The 18,384-nt window shown below is 56.3% G+C and carries 8 protein-coding genes, 1 tRNA gene and 1 pseudogene; 8 read left to right on the top strand and 2 right to left on the bottom strand.

Features of this window, described 5'->3' with window-relative positions; all coding sequences use genetic code 11:
* The first annotated feature begins 652 nt into the window (after nt 1-652).
* The 4 genes from NZ823_11910 (at nt 653) to NZ823_11895 (ending at nt 8,586) form a co-directional block, all read left to right on the top strand.
* A complete protein-coding gene (locus tag NZ823_11910; GenBank protein MCS6805826.1) occupies nt 653-1,891 on the top strand; it encodes a radical SAM protein in 1,239 nt (412 codons plus the stop codon).
* 766 nt (nt 1,892-2,657) lie between these two features.
* The gene (locus NZ823_11905) at nt 2,658-5,204 is read left to right on the top strand and encodes a hypothetical protein (protein MCS6805825.1); all 2,547 of its coding nucleotides are present in this window, start codon (nt 2,658-2,660) and stop codon (nt 5,202-5,204) included.
* Between the two features lie 277 nt (nt 5,205-5,481).
* Nucleotides 5,482-7,509, top strand: coding sequence for a BON domain-containing protein (locus NZ823_11900; GenBank protein ID MCS6805824.1), 2,028 nt, complete (start codon nt 5,482-5,484; stop codon nt 7,507-7,509).
* Between the two features lie 201 nt (nt 7,510-7,710).
* Nucleotides 7,711-8,586 (top strand): CPBP family glutamic-type intramembrane protease, encoded by an 876-nt coding sequence (locus NZ823_11895; protein MCS6805823.1) that lies wholly within the window; start codon nt 7,711-7,713, stop codon nt 8,584-8,586.
* Between the two features lie 835 nt (nt 8,587-9,421).
* Here NZ823_11895 and NZ823_11890 read toward each other — a convergent pair.
* Nucleotides 9,422-12,739, bottom strand: a complete 3,318-nt coding sequence (locus NZ823_11890; protein MCS6805822.1) for a carboxypeptidase regulatory-like domain-containing protein — start codon at nt 12,737-12,739, stop codon at nt 9,422-9,424.
* A gap of 661 nt (nt 12,740-13,400) precedes the next feature.
* Between NZ823_11890 and NZ823_11885 the strand changes: the two genes are divergently transcribed.
* From NZ823_11885 to NZ823_11870, 4 genes and pseudogenes are all read left to right on the top strand, one after another.
* A tRNA-Sec gene (locus NZ823_11885) sits at nt 13,401-13,498 on the top strand.
* Nucleotides 13,499-13,531: 33 nt separating this feature from the next.
* Nucleotides 13,532-14,662, top strand: a complete 1,131-nt coding sequence (gene dprA / locus NZ823_11880) for a DNA-processing protein DprA (protein ID MCS6805821.1) — start codon at nt 13,532-13,534, stop codon at nt 14,660-14,662.
* Between the two features lie 3 nt (nt 14,663-14,665).
* The gene (topA, locus tag NZ823_11875) at nt 14,666-17,200 is read left to right on the top strand and encodes a type I DNA topoisomerase (GenBank protein MCS6805820.1); all 2,535 of its coding nucleotides are present in this window, start codon (nt 14,666-14,668) and stop codon (nt 17,198-17,200) included.
* Between the two features lie 11 nt (nt 17,201-17,211).
* Nucleotides 17,212-18,166 (top strand): annotated as a pseudogene (locus NZ823_11870) (site-specific DNA-methyltransferase).
* A 71-nt stretch (nt 18,167-18,237) separates the two neighbouring features.
* Here NZ823_11870 and NZ823_11865 read toward each other — a convergent pair.
* A partial coding sequence (locus NZ823_11865) for a bifunctional methylenetetrahydrofolate dehydrogenase/methenyltetrahydrofolate cyclohydrolase (protein MCS6805819.1) occupies nt 18,238-18,384 on the bottom strand: 147 nt, incomplete at its 5' end.

Here is an 18,384-nt window from a genome sequence, read left to right as displayed (position 1 = left end):
GTTCGTGGCGCGCACGGAGCGTAAGGGTGATTCCTGAGTTTTTGGAGTGCGCCGGCAGAGCGAAGCGGCGACGGCGCTTTCTGTCCCGACACTCCGCAGCAGGCCAAAGCGGCGTCGCGCCCTGCGGGCTTGCCGCCGCACTCCAAAACGCATGCTCCCATGAAAATAACCATTTTCATCGTTCGTGGCGCGCACGGAGCGTAAGGGTGATTCCTGAGTTTTTGGAGTGCGCCGGCAGAGCGAAGCGGCGACGGCGCTTTCTGTCCCGACACTCCGCACCGGGCCAAAGCGGCGTCGCGCCCTGCGGGCTTGCCGCCGCACTCCAAAACGCATGCTCCCCTGAAAATAACCATTTTCATCGTTCGTGGCAGGCGCGCAGCGCATGGGCGATTCCTGACTTTTTCTTGGAGTGCGCCGGCAGAGCGAAGCGGCGACGGCGCTTTCGGTCCCAACACAACGCAGCAGGCCAAAGCGGCGTCGCGCCCTGCGGGCTTGCCGCCGCACTCCAAAACGCATGCTCCCCTTAAAATAACCATTTTCATCGTTCGTGGCAGGCGCGCAGCGCATGGGCCGATTCTCTTGTGAGCGGGTTGCAAAATTCCTACAATCAAGTGTTGCTCGGTGAACAACATCTTGTCAGATGGAGACAACAATGCTGCTTGAAGTTCGTGTCAACGGAAATCAACGCGTGCTGCTGAGCGTCAAGCCAAACGCGCTGGCGGTGTCGTTTGACGATGAGGAGGTTTATTCGTTTGATGCGGAAGGGAGGTTGCTGACAGCGTGGGTGAATGAGCAGACCTACGTCAGAACGCTGGATAATCGGGTCATTAAAAAATGGCGCGAACCGAATCAACCGACGCCGTGGAAGCAGATTCGCTTGTTATCGGCCGAAGAGAAGCAGTCGTTCTTGAGACAGACCGAAGCGCGCATGCGGCGACTGGCGGAACATCTCAGCGGCCGCCTCCCAACGCGGCAAGCTCAGGAGTGGCTCAACCAAGTAGCTGCCTGGACGGTTGATCGGCTGGAGCAGGAACGTGAGCGGTTTTTTTCGGCGTATACGCCTGTCGGCATCTTGCCACCGGATCAGTACTATGCGGTGGTGCTACAAGCCACCCAAGGTTGCCACTGGAACCAGTGTACGTTTTGTCACTTTTATCGGGAGATTCGCTTTCGCATCAAATCGGGCGAGGAGTTTGAGCGACACATCGAGGCGGTGAAAGGCTTTTTCGGGCGGGCGATCAATCTCCGGCAGACGATTTTTCTGGGCGACGCCAATGCGCTGTTGATCCCACAAGACCGCTTGTTGACGCTGTTTGATCAGATCAACCGAGCCTTTGTTGTGGCGGCTGACGACGCGGGTGGCATCGGCAGCGAGTCGCGCCCGCGTGTTCGGGGCATCTACTCGTTTCTCGATGCGTTCACTGGCGAAAGAAAGTCACTCGCCGATTATCAAGCACTGCACGAGCGGCATCTACGGCGCGTCTATATTGGCGTGGAGACGGGGTGCGATGACCTGTTGCGATGGTTGAACAAACCGGCGACGTCCCAGCAGGTGCTCGATACGGTGGCAACGCTTAAACAAGCCGGCGTCAGCGTTGGCCTCATTATCTTGATTGGTGTGGGCGGAGATCGTTATTACGACCAGCACGTTGAGCAAACGGTCGCTCTGCTGAGCCAACTATCGCTTGATTCGCAAGACATCGTGTATCTATCTCCGTTGGTCGAAACGCCCGGTTCCGAGTATAGTGAGCACGCTGCGCAAGCGCGGATTCGTTCACTGACACCTGACGAACAGCAGCAACAGCTTGACGCGCTTCGTTGCAGCTTGCGCCGCCAACTCGTCGGCAATCCGCATGTCACGCTTTACGACATCCGAGAATTTGTCTACTGATAGGTTTTTGCTGCGCCAAAGTGCTGGCTGCCGCTCATGGCTCAGATGCTAATATCGCGCCTTCAGCAGGCGCCACCGTTCCCTCATCAACTCGTTCATGCTGTCTGGTCGCTGGCCGCGAATGCGCACGTCTGGACGCGTCTGCAGCACGCCACTCTGGTTCGCTCTGCCGCCCCACACGTTGCGCGTTTGGCAACGTTGTCGCAGGCCGGTTGCGCGGCCTCTGAAAGGTGATCTGCCATCATGACGATCTCATGAACTGCGCACAGAAAATCGTGGACTGCGGCTCGAGACGTTCTTGCTCTTGGTCTCCATGTGGCTTCATCAAAACATGGCTTTTCTCCAGACTAGCCGAAGCGGCTGATCGTGTATGAAGGAGGACACATCCCTCAGCCAGAGGTCTACGTGCTGACCCTCAATGGCTGGCTGGATGAAACGCTCAGACCGGTGAAGCGCGAATGAGCGGCACTTGGAGGCTGGTGGCAAGTGGATCTTCATCGTTCGTGGCGTGCTGTTGCATAGGAGCGATTCCCTTGAAAATGGCCACAGAGGGCGCAGAGAGGGCAGGGAGCGCTCGGTGGCTTCTGTCACCTCGGTGGCTTCGTTTTCATGGCTCGTGGCGCACAGTCGCATAGGGGCGATTCCTCAAAAATACCGGAGACACATATTGAAGCGCTCCTTGCTCTGCGTTGACATACCAGCAATCTCAGCTAGAATCTTTTTGAGTCTAATTTCATAGATGAGCCCGGAAAAAGGTTAGTGAATCATGTCACCATCGAGATTCTCGCGCATTCATCGGTTGATCTTAACCGCTCTCATATTAGCAGCGTTGGTCAGCAGTGGAACTTACACCAGAATAGCGCCGTCGCGCTCATCGCTGCTGCCACCGCCGTTCACGGCCTCCGCTCTAACCGCAGAGCAGATGGCCTGGCTCCAGCATAAACAGCAACGAAAAGAGCGCCAATCCAACCGGTATGATGAACCAGACCAAGCGCAAGCCTTCTACTTGCTCAAGCGCCTGCCGGTTGGCATGAAGACGTTGCCGCTGGAGAGATACTTTGCTGCGATCCGACACATTGAGCGAATGCCGCGCTATTCGACGGCGCTTAATCTGAAGTTGCCCTCGCTTGAGCAGAGGCGTTGGTTGTCATGGCCGGCGGCTGCTCAAGCGTTAGGGACATGGCAGCCGTTGGGTCCGGGCAATGTGGGCGGCCGTACCCGTGCGTTGCTCATTGATCCGCGCAATCCCGACATCATGTATGCAGCCGGCGTAGCCGGTGGAGTGTGGAAGACCTGGGATCAAGGAAATCACTGGACGCCCTTAACCGACTTGCTTCCCAATATAGCCGTCTGCTCGTTGGCGATGGACCCCAATGATTCCAACGTCATTTATGCAGGGACCGGTGAAGGGTATTTCAATGGAGATTCGGTTCGCGGCGCGGGTATCTTCAAAACCGACGACGGCGGCATGCAGTGGTTTCGGTTGAAGGGCACTGATACAGCCGACTTTCACTACGTCAACGCTCTTGTTGTCAGCCCTCATGATTCGCGTCGGCTCTATGCGGCCACGCGCACCGGCGTTTGGCGCTCGCTCGATGGTGGGGTCAGTTGGATGGTTGTGCTTCCCGTGAATGTCACGGGCGGCTGTTTGGATTTGGTGATTCGGACTGATCAGTCATCAGATTATCTGTTCGCTGCTTGTGGCACGTTTGCTCAAGGGGCCGTCTATCGAAACATCCGAGCCGAGAGTGATGAGGCCTGGGAAGTTGTCTTAAATGAAGACGGCATGGGACGCACGGCGCTCGCTATTGCGCCCTCTAACCAGAACATCATTTATGCTGTTTCGGCCAGCATTATTTCAGGGACGTATGTGAACGGCCTCCATGCTGTATTTCGCTCTGATCAAAGCGGCGATCCGGGTTCGTGGACCGCGCGAGTGCGCAACACTGATCCCAACAGGCTCAATACCCTCTTGCTTTCCAATCCCGTTTACGCTGTTGCCTCGCTGTGCGGTTTCGGCAGCGATCAGTTCATCAATCAAGGGTGGTATGATATGGCCATCGCTGTTGATCCGGTTGATCCTGATCGCGTCTGGGTTGGCGGTGTTGATCTGTTTCGCTCGGACGACGGCGGCAAGAGTTGGGGGCAGGCGTCGCATTGGTGGGCGAGTCCGGGCAGTGTTCGCTATGTGCATGCCGATCAGCACAAGCTGGTGTTCCATCCCCAGTACGATGGCGTCAGCAATCGCATCCTCTATGTGGCCAACGATGGCGGCATCTTTCGCACCACCAATGCGCGGGCACCGGTGGCCACCGAGCCAAATGCGCCATGTAATCCTGCCAGTGGTCGGGTTGTCTGGCGAGGTCTCAACAACAATTATGCAGTGACACAATTTTATCACGGCGTGCCGATGCCTGACGGGAAGGCCTATTTCGGTGGCACGCAGGACAACGGAACGCTATTAGGGACTGATGAACTAGGCCCGAATAACTGGATCGAAATCCTCGGCGGCGACGGTGGCTACTGCGCTGTTGATCCGACCAATCCCAACATCCTTTATGCCGAGACGCAACGTGGAGACTTGCGCAAGTCAACCAATGGCGGCCAGTCGTTTTTCAGCATCACCAATGGCCTGAACGACGGCGGCCTTCTGTTCATCACGCCATTCACGATGGACCCAAATGACCCGCAACGTCTGTGGACAGGCGGCCAATTCCTGTGGCGGACTACCACTGGCGGTAACCGATGGGAGCGAGCCAGTGTCAACATCCGTCCAAGCGGCACGAATCGCTCGGTCAGCGCCATCGCGATCGCGCCAACCAATCCCAATCGCGTGATGGCCGGCACGCGCGATGGCTTCATCTACCGCACGGATCGCGCGCTGACGGCTTCAAGCAACACGGTCTGGCCCTCTGTTCGCCCGCGCGCAGGATATGTCTCCTGGGTCGCGTTTGATCCAATTGATGAAATGATCGCCTACGCGACCTATTCAACCTTCGGCGGTAAGCACGTATGGAAGACAACCGACGGCGGCGCGAGCTGGACCTCGATTGATGGCGAGGGTGAGACCGGCTTGCCGGATATTCCTGTCCATGTGATTCTCGTTGATCCACGCGACACACAGCGACTCTATATTGGCACCGATGTGGGCGTCTTTGTCTCGACCGATGGCGGCGCCACATGGTTTGTCGAGAACACAGGCTTTGCCAATGTGGTGACCGAAGCGCTCTCGCTTCTGGAGCGAGATGGTCAAACGACGCTGTTTGCGTTCACGCATGGCAGAGGCGCATGGCGGGTGGCGGTGACGCGGTGATGCGGTGGATGATTTGCGCGCCACCTGCTGCGCTTCCGCTGCTTCGATCCCTTCAGTGACAGCAGAGCTATTGATCAAGTGATGGTCATCGGTCTCAAGCATAGTGTGTTCGTCTCGGCACGATGATAGGCCAGCAGAACAATTGCTCAGGCGATGGCTATCGGTCTGTTGGAAGGTCAAGCAAAAATTCTCTCCGGTTATCTCATGGGCCATGTTTTTAGTGTACAATGGCATCTGTGATGTCTCATCACAAGTTTACAAATAAGGAGCGTATACCATGAGAATGTTCACGACGCGCCTTCGGCTTTTCGTCCTGGCTGTGACCCTTTGCCTGCTGGGCGGGATGATTGCCATTCAAGGTGCTGGAGCAGCCAGCCAAACCAAAGCCAACCGCGCTGCCTCTCAAGCTCAGCCGGCGACGAGTAACGCGCAAGCAACGCCTGCGCGGCCGCTCGATCAATTGGTTGACACGAGTGCGATGGCTTATTTGGAAGTCCGAGACATCAAATCGCAGATTGAGTCATTGCAACTGCTCGAGTTTTTCAAAAGGTTTGGTCCGTTGTTAGACGACGACTACCAGAAGGGGTTAGAAAAGGCGAAACTGCTAGAGACGGCTTGGTCCATGCTTGCTCCATTAGTTGAAGGGGCTGATATGGCCATTGGCGTCTGGTCTCCTCCGCCGGTCAAGGCAGCACCAGCCTCAAAGAAAGGCGCTGCGCCGGCCAGGAAAAAACGCGCTGGCAGTGCTCCCACCCGCTCCGCCGCGAACAACAAAGACCCGTTGGTGGCAGTTCTGATCAAGTTTACTTCTCCGGACAATTTGCTGCTGGCGCTGGAGAAGCAGTCTGAACTGGAACAAGCCTTCGCCCGGTTATCTGGAAAAAAGGAGAATGAGCTTGGGATCACGTTTGCCAGCTTACATGACACGTTGGTTGCTGGTGATCGAGAGGTGGTCAATCGAATCGTGACAGCGCGCGGGCCGGTCAAGAGTTTGGCCGGTGAGCTTGATTACGTGGCGGCGCGTGCGCGGCTGGCTGATTCGCCAGTCTTTTTGTATGTGAATCTGGGCCGTGCAACTGAGCTGGTTGACGATGTCGCAAAGAAAGCTAACGTGGGAGCTGTGGCCGACGTACTGGACATGTCGCGCCTGGTTGATCTGAAGCAATCTCCTAAGATAGCTGCCGGCCTCCAGTTCCATCAAACCCAGACCATCATCAAAGCGCTTGCCCTCGACCGGCAAACCGCGAGCACAACACGCGGACTGTGGAATTTATTCAAGAGTGGCCAAAATGGGTTGCGAGCTGCTCAGTGGTTGCCCCCCAGCACCGATTTCGCCGTCACGCTGATGCCTGATTGGCAGACGCTCTACGATCTCATCGTGCCGATTGTGAACACCATGGCAGGGGCTAAGGAAGGCAGCGGCTCGCTCATTCCCATGGTTGAACTCATGCTCGGCTATCGCATCCGCGATCAGATCCTGCCGGCGCTGGGAGGCATCACCATCAGCCTGGATTCGCTTGATTTTCTCCTCGAAGCGACAATCCAGCAAAAATCACCTCTTCCAACAAACCTGAATGTTCTGCTGGAGCTACGCAACCGTGAGGTGATCGAAGGCGTGATCAAGAATCTAACGAGGATAATGAGCGCCGAGCAATCCACCACCTCAACCTCCCTTCGAGAAGGTGACGTGGATATCCAGAAACTTGGCGATGGTGGCTATTCCATTATTGGTAATTTCCTCGCGTTTAATCCTAACTTAGACGGGTTACGACAGTTGATTCGCGAGCGTAAGTCAGGCCGTTCGCTGGCTGCTGACACCGATTTCCTGCGTGCCATGCAAGGCATGCCTCAGGACCTGGCCGTCTGGGCGTATGTGTCGTCTGCTGCGCTCAACGATTTGTTTGAAGCGCTCCGCAAAGAGGCGATTGCAGAGGAGCCTCGACTGGCGCACGCGCTGTCGCCATTTCGCGCCTCATCTGAGCCTGTGGTCATCGGCTCATGGCGCGAGAATAGCGATTTGGTCTCCGAAGCGCGCTTGCCGACGGGCATTCTCCCGCTGATAGTGGCCAGCGGCATCGCCTCCGACAAAGCTAGAGAGCGTGACCGTGCGATTGATGAGAAAGTCCGCAGAGTGCTCGATGAACTAGCCCTGCAGTCAGTACAAACCTCAGTCAAACGCGGTGTGGTCACTCTCTACGGAACGGTCAAAACCGAGCAGGAGAAAGCGCTGGCTCAGCAAAGGGTGCAGAAGATTGATGGCGTCAAATCAGTCGTTAATGAGATTGTCGTCGAACCGGAACAGTGATCGGCACACCGCTACGGCATCGCGCGATGGAATGATTGGCCCATTGGCTCATGAGGTGAAGTAGTTCAGAGACCGATGAGTCAATGGGCGCATCTTGTCTCGCGCCGGTCTTCTGGGAGTGTTCATATCATTGTTTGACAGCTCAATTTTTGAATAGTACTTGGCCGGTATGTTAATATGCTCCGGTAGCAACCAAGCTGTATGGAATCACAGATCACACGTTTTTGTTCATATTGCGGGTCGCCTGTGCAGATGGTGACGGCTGGCGGCTCCGTCTGTCCGATGTGCCGCTCGCCGATTGGTTCATCGCCGCCATCGTGGTCTGGGCCTGAGCCTGCTTCGGCCGGCACGCCGCCGCCTTGGAGCTTAGGCACGGCACTCGCGCTGCTGGCGTTCTTCATGTTGACGATGATCACCCTCCCGCCGTTCATGATTGGCATCTGGGCGCAAACGAAAGGGCTTTCTCTCACGCTTGAGAACATGGAGGAGCTCATGAATAACCCGCAAGCGGCCTTGATCGGCGTCATCGGCGTTGGGGTTGTCCATGTATTGACAATGTTCATGGCATGGACGGTGGTGACCGGCTGGCGTCGTCGTTTCACCGAGGTGATTGCGTGGTCATGGCATCCGCGATTTCGGTTTCGTCAAGCCTTGCTCACAGTGATCCTGGTATATGGCTCGTCATTTCTTTTGCAGATGTTTTTGCCCAGTGGAGCGACGGAGTTTGAGGAATTGATTAAAACCTCGGCGGCGGTTCGCTTGGGGGTCGCTTTTCTGGCTGTGGCGACGGCCCCGTTCGTTGAAGAGCTGGTCTATCGCGGCGTGTTGTATCCGTCACTGGAAGCACGGTTGGGACGGGTTCCGGCGATCGTCGGTATCTCGGCGCTGTTTGCGCTGGTGCATTTTCCACAGTATGCAGGGAGCCTCCTGGTTTTGGTGTCATTGACGCTGCTGAGCCTGGTGTTGACAGCCGTTCGCGCATACACGGGCCGGCTTCTGCCGTGTTTTGTCATTCATTTTGTCTACAACCTGGTAGGCGCCACGCTGATTTTGCTGGATGGCCGTTTGGCCAGTTGAGCACGGGCCGGGCTTTAGCGTTAGCGGCAGTTGATAGCCGCGGATGCAAATTCCTTTATTGCGATTATTCTCTCGCGGAAGTCCCCCTTGAAAACTTGGTGGCGAGCGCGGAGCATAAGGGCGATTCCTCGGCAAACGTCCAAGCTCAGCTTGCGCCGGAGGCGCAAACAGAAGGTAGCCAGACGTGCAACGTCTGGAATAGCAGGTCAAACACTCGTGGCGCGTTGGAGATGCGCCAAGCCGTGTGTGTTCGCGGCGAGCGGTTCACCTGCATGAACGACTCCATGGAAGAACTGCTGGCGCCTCTCCAAGGCGCCTTGGGAATTGGGGGTGATGTCCGACCCCAGACGTTTCACGTCTGGCTACCCGCTGGCGGCGTCTAACGACGCCGCTTCCCAAGGACGACCCCGTGAAAATAGCCCACGAAACACACGAAGCTCACCAAAGAATTGTGTTTTCATCGTTCGTGGCGAGCGCGGAGCTCATGGGCGATTCCTGTGAGAGTCTGGCACTGGCGTTCCGTGTGTGATCCGTTCTCGTCGTTTCTAGAGCGATCAACTCCATCTAGCCTGGGGGGCCCCGCATCTTGCGGGCTGATGCACGCTGGGAGCCTGCACCCCATGGCAAACTCGTTCACAAACCACTCGAGGCGTCGCCGCGGGCGACATGAACAACTCCAATGCGTGAGGCATTCGGGCGAACGATTCCATACATTGCACATCTGGATGGCCTTCCGACGACGAGTCAGACAACTTCTCAGAGAGGCACGCAGGGAAGCGGGTCGTGCCCGCTTCCCCATTTCGGTTCTCTGAAAGACAGCAGCGGCTCGGCTACGTCAGAAGTCAATTCTCAGACCGAGCTGGATTTCACGCGGACTGAGCGCCGACGTGACCTGACCAAACGTCGGCGTCCCTAGCACTGTTCCCACGCCAGAGAAATTGGTGTGGTTGAAGGCGTTGAAGAACTCTGCCCGGAACTGCATGCCGACGGATTCGGTCACGCGGAACCGTTTGTAGATCGAGAGGTCCCACAGATGAAGCCCCGGACCGCGAACAATGCCGCGCCCGGCGTTGCCGAAGGTGTTGAGCGCCGGCAGCGCAAAGGCCGCCGTATTGAACCACTGCCGCACGGTCCTCGGACCTCGAGGATCGCCCACCAGGTCAGGCCGCTGTGCCGCGCCAAAAAACGAGTTGGCGCGATTGGGCGAGATGGTGATTGTCAGCGGCGTACCCGATTCACCTCGCGCGATCCCGCCAACCTGCCAGCCGCCAAGGATGTTGTAGACAGCGCGTCGCGCTTGCCGGAAGAACGGCAGCTCGTAGAGGAAATTGGCCACGAAAATATGCGTCTTATCGTAAGACGCCAGCGCCCGATCCAGTCGGAGATTCCGCACATCCTGAGCAATGGTCGTGCGGTCGTCGGGAGAATCCGTGATGACTTTCGAGAGCGTGTAGGCGATGCCAAACTGCAGACCGTGCGAGAACCGCTTGTTCAAGCCGAGCTGGAACGAATCGTATCGAGAACTGGCCGACGTTTGCCGTTCAGTAATCGTTCCCCAGCCGCGGAATCGCGCATAGGCTGCCGGAGGAGACGGAGTACCCGGCGGCGTTTGATTGATGCGCACGGCCCTGAGCAGATGCGTCCCGTGATTGCCGACGTAGGATGCATCCACGGCTATCCCCCACCAGAGTTCCCGCTGAATCCCGAAACTCCAGTGCTGCACCGTCGGCACGAGAAACTCCGGACTCATGGAGATCAGGCTCCGAACGATGATCTCCTGATTCCGTTGTGCTCCACCAGAAGGATTCGCCAGCGTCGGCGTGCCAGCCGCTCCAGCCGCCAAAAATTCCGCCGTCGTCACAAACGGAGGATTGATAAAGGCGTTCTGCAAGGCAATGCCCACCAGCGTGCGGTCGAAGTAGATGCCGTAGCCCCCGCGAATCGCCGTCTTGCCAGTGCCAAAAGGATCCCAGGCAAAGCCAAATCGAGGTCCGAACGTGTCCCAGTGCGAATCCACCACCCGACGACCGAAGGGTGAATTCCGCCCCGCAATCACCAGGCCGTTGAGCGGATCGCCGGTTCCAGGAACGCGATTACCCGCGGAGTCAATCTGGTATGCTCGGGCGGGATTGAAGAGAGTTGGATCAAAATTCGTCAGCACATTCTTCGTGTCATAGGGCGGACGAATGAACGACCAGCGCAAACCGAGATTGAGCGTCAGATTGGGCGTGGCTTTCCAATCATCTTGAATGAACGCTTCGTACATGTCGTAACGAAGGTGCGAAGTGATGTCAATGTCTGATTCGCTATAGGACGACGCCCGACCGAGCAGAAAGTCAGCAAAGGCATCTCCGGTTGAAGTGTAGGTTGCCGACGACGTCCCCGGAAAGACAAACGCGCCGTTGGTACCGCTGGCGGCGTTCTCATTCTTGAATTCCCATGACAACAACACGCCCATCTTGAGCGCATGTCTGCCGCGAACCAGTGAGAGCGTATCCTTGACGCGATAGGAGCCGTAGTTGTTGTCGTAGGGGCCGAAGAAGTTGAACCCACCATAGCCGCCGGAGCCAAAGGAAATACCCGGTAAGACGCCGGCAGGGTTTTCCGGGAAGATCTCAGGGATATTCACTCCCGCGGCTCTCCGCGAGGCGCGACCGGTGATCTCACTGACGATAGCGCCGCGCGAGTAATTGAAGGCCACATTGTTAACCAACGTAGGCGATGCAATCCAGTTCCACTCAGCTACCAGGTTTCGTCCCGGAATGTTGGTCTTGGTATCGGCTACACCAGGAAAAGCAGCATTGTTGGTGCCGAAGATCTCGCCGAACGGTTCGGTCGAGGGGATGCTGTCGTGGATGAAGCGACCGAACACTTTGTGACGATCCGTTATGTTATAGTCCACGCGGATCAGCTCTTCACGATAATTCCGACCGCTCGGAGCCGCTGCCGAGAAGTTTCGATTCCCGCCCAGAACTGCCGGATCGGAATTGGGCAAAGGAAAGACCGACAAAAGCGCTCGCGCGTTCGCGTCTATGCGATCTGCAGGGATGACGTTTCCAGGGAAGGGCTGACCCGTCAACGGATCACGAATCACCACCGAAGGAAATTCGCTGAAGTCGCCGCGGCGTTGACGCTCAGTCGGCACTCGCGTGATCACGACACCTCCACCACGCACGGTGCGAACCCGCCGCACTTCCTGGTTGAAAAAGAAGAGGAGTTTGTCGCGTTTGATGGGACCACCGAGGTTCCAGCCAAAATTGTGATACCGGAGCAGGGCCGGATCGGCCTTTCCGTCTCGATCTCGATCCAACGTGCTGAAGAAATTCCGCGCATCCATGATGTCATTGCGCCAGAACTCGAAGGCTCCCCCGTGAAAGCTATTGGTTCCGCTCTTGGTCACCACGTTAATCTGTCCGCCGGCGCTCCGACCAAACTCGGCGCTATAGTTGCCCCGCAGGATCTTGAACTCGGCGACGCTGTCCACGCTGATATAATTGATGACGGCCAGATTCGAGCCGGTGTCCACATTGTCCGCGCCATCAATGAGCCAGTTATTTTGCGACGCGCGCGCACCGTTGATGTTGACCGAGGCCAGATTATCCAGGCCGACACCGACGCGACCGCTGATGAGGGCGCCGGCAGCCGACACACCTGGTTGCAGCGCAACCAGTTGATAAAGGCTTCGGCCATTGAGAGGCATTTCTTTCACGAGCGTTCCCGTGATCACCGTGCCGACTTCCGCCGTCTCCATTTGCACGGCGGGGACTTCGCCGACGACGATGATCGTCTCTGTGACTTGACCGACTTCAAGCGTCACATCTACCCGCAATCGGTCATTGACCGACAGCTTGATGTCCCGCACAGCCGCTTTCTTGAAGCCGGGCGCTTCGACCAGAACCTCATACATGCCAACCGGCAGCAACGTCACGGTATATTCTCCCTCACTGCTGGTGGAGACCTGCCGCTCCAACCCGGTGGCCATGTTGCGAACTCGGACATCAGCACCGGGAACAACCGCGCCGGTTGTATCCTTGACGAAACCGGCGATCGTTCCGGTGATCTCTTGCGCGCGAGCGGGTGCTGCCAGACTCATGCCCAGCAGCAGTGCCAGCGCGCAGAATGCAGTAAAACAACACGGTACATTTTTCCTCATTGTTTGAATCCTCCTTCTTTCAATTCATGCTGTCGGAAATGAGCAAATACCGTCTATTGAGCAAATCCCGTACCACAGCCCCCACCGCCGCGCAACGACGGCAACGACCCGTCGCCTCGTTAGTTACAGACCATCGCGTTAGCGACGGGCAAAGGGCAGGGCATAACTGCGTCAAACAACGAGCGGCATTTCACCCGCCTGCGCCATTTTATTGAGCTTCTCCATCCGGGTAAAGGTCAGTTCGACTTAGTTTCCTCTCTATGCCAACTCGCCTTCGAGTGAGGTCACCAGAATTGCTTCGTCGCGCGACGCGCAGAAAGTTTCGAGTTTGTTTTACTCAACGGGGATTGCGCTGAGAGCAATGGCATTGAGTTAAGAAGCTCATGGAACGCGGATGACACGGATTCGGCCGATCAACGCGGATCAATCCGTGAAAATCCGCCGCATCCGCCGCATCCGCGTTCTATCCAACTCCACGAACTAATGCCGTTGATGGAACGCGGATGACACGGATTCGGCCGATCAACGCGGATCAATCCGTGAAAATCCGCCGCATCCGCCGCATCCGCGTTCTATCCAACTCCACCAACTTAATGCCATTGTGCGTTGAGGGAGCCCTCACTTGACTTTCCCTGAACCATTCCGTTAGCTTGTCAAGTTTGGAGGTGCACGGAGCCTGGTGGCTTCCGCGGGCTTCAAACCCGTTGGGATTCGTCGAGAGGCGGGTCCGGTGAGTTCGATTCTCACTCGCCTCCGCCACGGACAGACTGAGCACCGACGCGGAGATTCTTGATGAGTGACACCAACGCGACATTGCATGAGTGGATCACGTTGAGCTTAGTCACCGGTGTCGGTTCGCGAACGGCGTCGCGTTTGCTGGAAACTTTTGGAACACCTCGCGCCGTATTGACAGCCTCTCGGGCCGCCTTAGCCGGCGTCGGAGTGAACGAGGACCTGATCCAACAACTGCACTCAAGCGAACCACGTCGGCTGGCCGATGAGGAATTGAAAAAGCTGGACAGGCTCAAAGCCGAGGCGCTCACGTTGGATGATCCACGTTATCCGGCCTTGCTCAAGCAGATTCATGATCCGCCGATTGTGCTTTACGCTATGGGCGATCTCGATCGCGCATTGAATCAGCCATCGGTGGCTATTGTGGGCACACGCCAGCCTTCCACGTATGGCGCGAACGCAACCCGACAACTGGCCTGTGAATTGGCCACGCGCGGGCTTGTCATCGTCTCTGGTTTTGCCCGAGGGGTTGACGGCGCAGCGCATCGAGCAGCACTGGAAGCCGGCGGACAAACCATCGCCGTGTTAGGTACCGGGCTGGATGTGGAATACCCGTGGGAAAATCGCTCATTGCGAGAGCCGATTTGCCAGCATGGCGCCATGGTCACCGAATTCACACTGGGCACGCCGGCCGTGCCGCACAATTTTCCGTTCCGCAATCGTCTGATCAGCGGATTGAGCTTAGGTGTGCTTGTCGTCGAGGCCGCGCCGCAAAGCGGCTCGTTGATTACGGCTCGAATGGCGCTGGAACAAAATCGCGAGGTGTTTGCTGTGCCCGGCAATATCACGTCGAGCAAGAGCTTCGGCCCAAACTATTTGATCAAACAAGGCGCCAAACTTGTCCAGACATGGCGCGATGTGGTCGAAGAACTCCCCTACGATGTGCGTAAACGGATTTTGGCCAATGAAACGACAGCGGATACCGATCAACCTCAACAGCCAGCCTTGGTACTCAGTCCAGCAGAGGCCAGAGTGGTTGGCCTATTGTCAACTGACGAGCCGGTTCACATGGATACGTTACTGATGAGCAGCGAACTGGATTCGCCGGAGTTGATGCGTGTGCTGCTTGATCTGGAAATCAAGGATGTCATCAAGCAGCTTCCCGGAAAAAACTTTATCAAAAAGTTGTGAGTTATGGCTAAGAATTTGGTTGTTGTTGAATCACCGGCCAAGGCCAAGACGATTAACAAATACCTGGGTCGAGACTATCGTGTGATGGCTTCTATCGGCCACATCAAAGATTTGCCGGCGAACGAATTTGGGGTAGACATTGCGAATAACTTCCAGCCCACTTACGAGATCATCCCCGATAGTCGCAAGCGGAACAATAGCAAGACAATTAAGCATCTGAAAGAAGCGGCTGAGCAGGCTGAGGCTATCTATCTGGCCGCTGACCCAGACCGTGAAGGCGAAGCCATTTGTCAGCACCTGAAAGAGGTCTTGGTAGGCCCCAATGATCCCAAGCCGGTGTATCGTGTGCAGTTTAATGAGATCACTCAAAGCGCCGTGCGTCGCGCGTTCGAGCACCCTGGCCAGATCAATCAGCATCGCGTGGACGCACAACAGGCTCGCCGCGTGTTGGATCGGTTGGTTGGTTATCAGGTCAGTCCGCTGTTATGGAAGAAAGTGCGTCGCGGCTTGTCAGCCGGACGTGTGCAATCGGTCGCGTTGCGCTTGGTTGTCGAGCGCGAGCGCGAGATTCAAGCGTTTGTTCCGACAGAGTATTGGACGCTAGAGGCCAACCTGAGCGCTGCATTGCCGCCGCCGTTTGTTGCCCGATTGGTTGGCGGTCGCGCTGAGGATGGCAACACGTGGTCACTAAAAACCAGTGAGTTTGACAAGCCGCTCAAAGCCAACGAGGTTCATGTCAAGACCGAAGAGGAAATGAAGCACATTGTCTCAGCCGTCCAGCACGCTGAGTTCAAAGTGGTGTCGGTCGAGACAAAAGAGAAAAAACGCAACCCTGTGCCCCCATTCATCACCAGTAAGCTCCAACAGGAAGCCTCGCGAAAGTTGCGATTTCCTGTCGCCAAGACGATGAAGCTGGCGCAAAAGCTCTACGAAGGAGTTGACATTGGCGAGGAAGGAACCGTTGGGTTGATCACCTACATGCGCACGGATTCAACGCGCATTTCAGAAACAGCATTGGATGAAGTGCGCGCATTTGTGCGGCAGCAGTATGGCGACCAGTATGTGCCGGACAAGCCGATGGTGTATCGCTCCAAAGAAGGCGCGCAAGAAGCGCACGAGGCGATCCGACCAACGTCGGTAGCGCGAACACCCGAACGACTCAAACCTTATTTGAGCAAGGATGAGCTCGCCCTGTATCAATTGATCTGGCAACGCTTCGTGGCCTCACAGATGAAGCCTGCTGTGTTTGATCAAACCATTATTGAGATTGAAGCTGGCGACTACTTGTTCCGCGCCACCGGTTCTGTGTTGAAGTTCGCTGGCTTCTTGGCCGTCTACGAAGAGGGGAAGGACGAGCAGCCAAAAGATGAGGAAGAAGCGTCCGTCGTGTTGCCGAAAGTCGCAGCAGGCGACGTGCTGACGCTCAACGAGCTGAAGCCGGAACAACACATGACCACGCCGCCGCCGCGCTATACAGAGGCGACGTTGGTCAAGGCGCTGGAAGAAAACGGTGTTGGTCGTCCCTCGACGTATGCGCAAATCTTGACGGTCATTCAGGACCGTGAGTACGTCCAAAAGGTGAAGAACCAATTCAAGCCGACAGACCTTGGCATGGTTGTCAATGATCTGTTGGTCGAAAGCTTCGATGATTTGTTCAACGTGCAATACACGGCCCGCATGGAAGAAGAACTGGACGAAGTCGAAGAAGGGCGTCGGCAGTGGGTCACAGCGATTCGTGAGTTTTACGAGAAGTTTGAAAAAGACCTGAGGCAAGCCGAACAAAAAATGAACAACATGAAAAAGGGCGTCGCCTCTGAGGAAACCTGTCATCAGTGTGGCTCGCCGATGCTACTGAAGATTGGCCGCTACGGGTACTATCTGGCGTGCACCAATCAAACGTGCGGCGCGACCCGCAAGTCTGCTGAGGCGCAACAGGACGGGGAGTCGGCCGAGAGCCCCTACGAAGCTGTCACCTGCGAGAACTGCGGTCGCCCGATGACGTTGAAAAAGGGGCGCTGGGGTCAATTCCTCGCTTGCACCGGTTACCCTGAGTGCAAAACAACGCGTCGTATCAAGAAAGACGGCCAACTGGCCGCCGCCGACAAGGTCTTGGACGAGAAGTGTCCCGAATGTGGGAGCCCACTGATGCTCAAGCATGGGCCATACGGCGAGTATATCGCCTGTAGTCGCCGTCCCGCCTGTTCCTACATCAAACAGGATAAGCTCGGCATTGCGTGCCCACGGACGAATTGTAAGGGCGAACTGGTTCGGCGAAAGTCGCGCCGAGGCAAAATCTTTTACGGGTGCAGCAACTATCCCGCCTGCGACGTAACTTTGTGGGACAAGCCGATCAAGCAGGCATGTCCTCAGTGTGGCGCTGCGTTCTTGCTGGAGAAAGTAACTAGGAAACAGGAAACGATTCATTACTGCTACAACACAGACTGCAACTATCGGGTGAGCATCACCGCAGGTGAAGGCGTGCGTCGAGATCAAGCAGTGCAACAAGAGGTGCTAGGTCTGACCGGAACGACCAACTGAAGGAAATGAGCATGACGTTTTACCCTCAACCCTTGTTTAACAAAGCTCGCAAGATTGCCGATGAATTCGCCTTATCCGAATCCATCGTCGTCTATCCCGGTGACTGTCTCGATCTTTTGAAAGCGATTCCGGATGAATCAATCCAACTCGTTGTCACTTCACCCCCGTACAACATCGGCAAGGAATATGAAAAGAGGCTCTGTCTTGACCTGTACGTCCGGCAGCAAGCACAAGTGATTGCCGAGTGCGTGCGCACCTTATCCCCCCAAGGTAGTATTTGCTGGCAGGTGGGAAACTACGTTGACCGAGGGGCCATCATTCCCTTGGACACCGTCCTGTATCCCATCTTCTCTGGTCTTGGTCTGCGTATGCGGAACCGCATTATCTGGCACTTTGAACATGGATTGCACTGTAGCCGCCGTTTTTCCGGTCGGTACGAAACGATCATCTGGTTCACCAAATCAGATGAGTACGTCTTCAATCTCGATGCGGTGCGAGTCCCTCAGAAATACCCTGGGAAAAAGTACTTTAAGGGTCCGAAAGCCAGTCAGTACTCCTGTAACCCGCTGGGCAAAAATCCGGGTGACCTGTGGGTGATTCCATAATGTAAAGAATAATCATGTCGAGAAGACCGAGCATCCGTGCCAGTTTCCCGTTGAGCTGATTGAGCGATTAGTATTGTCTCTCACCAATGAAGGAGATTGGGTGTTGGATCCGTTCCTCGGAACGGGCACTTCGGTGATTGCTGCCATTCGTCATGGGCGCCGAGGCGTTGGAGCGGAGATTGTTCCCAGGTACGTCGAACTTGCACGACAGAGAATCCAACAGGAAATGGAGGGCACGTTACGGACCCGACCCATGGATAGGCCGGTATATGATCCTGTTGCAGCGGGCAGTAGTCTGACTACCGCTCCCTGGAAGAAAAAGACCGAGCAGACGAGGGTTTGCTCTGCTTTCTGGCAGTGAATTGAAGTGGTCACATGACGTCAACATCATTGGCGGTGGTTGCCGACGAGTGTGTTCGTGTTGAGCGTGTCTCACATTCCACGTCGTTGTTTTGCTGCTTGCACCGTGTTTTTCATCAGCCGCGCAATCGTCAGCGGGCCTACGCCGCCAGGCACTGGCGTCAAGTAGCCGGCTACCGGCGCAACAGAACGGGGGTCAACATCACCGATAAGCGTATA

Source organism: Blastocatellia bacterium (genome assembly GCA_025054955.1).
Lineage (GTDB): Bacteria > Acidobacteriota > Blastocatellia > HR10 > J050 > JANWZE01.
Note: the sequence above shows the minus strand (reverse complement) of the source record. Positions and strands in the feature narration are given on the sequence as shown.

Excerpts from the sequence above, each read along its gene's own strand:
- topA (MCS6805820.1), top strand. The coding sequence starts at position 14,666 with ATGGCTAAGAATTTGGTTGTTGTTGAATCACCGGCCAAGGCCAAGACG.
- NZ823_11895 (MCS6805823.1), top strand. The coding sequence starts at position 7,711 with ATGGAATCACAGATCACACGTTTTTGTTCATATTGCGGGTCGCCTGTG.
- NZ823_11905 (MCS6805825.1), top strand. The coding sequence starts at position 2,658 with ATGTCACCATCGAGATTCTCGCGCATTCATCGGTTGATCTTAACCGCT.
- NZ823_11900 (MCS6805824.1), top strand. The coding sequence starts at position 5,482 with ATGAGAATGTTCACGACGCGCCTTCGGCTTTTCGTCCTGGCTGTGACC.
- NZ823_11890 (MCS6805822.1), bottom strand. The coding sequence starts at position 12,739 with ATGAGGAAAAATGTACCGTGTTGTTTTACTGCATTCTGCGCGCTGGCA.
- dprA (MCS6805821.1), top strand. The coding sequence starts at position 13,532 with ATGAGTGACACCAACGCGACATTGCATGAGTGGATCACGTTGAGCTTA.
- NZ823_11910 (MCS6805826.1), top strand. The coding sequence starts at position 653 with ATGCTGCTTGAAGTTCGTGTCAACGGAAATCAACGCGTGCTGCTGAGC.